1 protein-coding gene is annotated in these 1,209 nt (G+C 64.3%); it reads right to left on the bottom strand.

What is annotated here, in order from left to right:
- Nucleotides 1-847, bottom strand: an 847-nt coding sequence (locus AB0F44_RS30140; protein WP_357361044.1) for a CRISPR-associated endonuclease Cas3'', incomplete at its 3' end; no start/stop codon positions are given.
- Between the last annotated feature and the right edge of the window lie 362 nt (nucleotides 848-1,209).

A 1,209-nucleotide genomic window follows, 5' to 3' on the forward strand; every position in this document is an offset into this window, starting at 1 on the left:
CCGCTCTCCACGAGCGCGACCGCACCGGCAGAGGCACCGTCGTACGCACCTCGCTGCTCTCCGCGGTCGTCGGCGTCCACGGTTTCCAGCGACCCAGCCCGGCTTCCTCAAGCAAGGCAGGAATTCGTGCCTGCACCCGGTCGAAATAGGCGTGCAGCTGTTCTTGGGTCCCGTCCGACGGCAGGTCACCCAACTGCTGTTTCAGGAACTCTTCCTGAGACACCAGCCAGTCGGCCAGCACGACAAATCCCGAAATCACCGCCGCCGCAGCCGGATCGATCGCCGCCACCGGAGCAGGAGAGCCCGCGCACCGGCGCACCGTGTCCACCATCAACAGACGCTGCCGTTCCCACTCCCCGCCACCCAGCTCCAGGACAAAAGCCAACGGCGTGGCCCACACCCGAGAATCGGCTTCGAAGAAGCAGCCATGGTGCCCACCGAGCAGCTGCGCCACCATCCTCGCCGGACGGCGCGCGAACCCGTGCCCGGTCAACGCCGACACCAACCATGCATGAGAGGCGTACTCGTGACTGCGGTAGTCACCCGCACCTGGCGGATACTCCTGTGCAGAAACCGAATACGCCCCGGCGTCGAGAGATTGGAAGCAAGACATGGCTTTCCCGATGTCGTGTAGCCCGGCCCACCACACGACCAGCGCACGAGCCTGCACTTCGTCTACACCCAACCCGCGAGCAATGAACCGACGCAAGCCGCGCGATAGCCACTGATCCCACAGAACCCCCACTGCCGCACCGGTATCCAGCAAATGGCACATCAACGGATACACCGTCGGCAGGCCTTTGGACTTGCCCCACAACCGAAGATCTACCAGCCCACGATCAGCCATCCACACCCCTCGTCCGATCCGACAAGCGGCAACCGTAGACCACCCCACTGACAACAACCACAGATCATGTGCGAGCAGCACCGCGACTCAACCGCGCGCCGGGCACGATCCTTCCGAAACTAGACCCGTTGGGGGTCAACATGACTCGCTCATGCGCATGGAGTCAGCGATCTGCTGACGATCCCGAACCGCTGGCAGGCGCGGCCACGCTCGTCAACGGCTCACTCCGTGCGCGCGGACAACAACACCGCGATACCAGTCACTTCGCCGATCGGGCCGAGTTCACCCCCACGCGTGTGGGGACGGAATCAGCACCGAGCGCGTGACCGGATAAACCACGGGCTCACCCCCACGCATATAGA

It is taken from the genome of Nocardioides sp. NPDC023903, from assembly GCF_040639295.1.
GTDB lineage: Bacteria > Actinomycetota > Actinomycetes > Propionibacteriales > Nocardioidaceae > Nocardioides.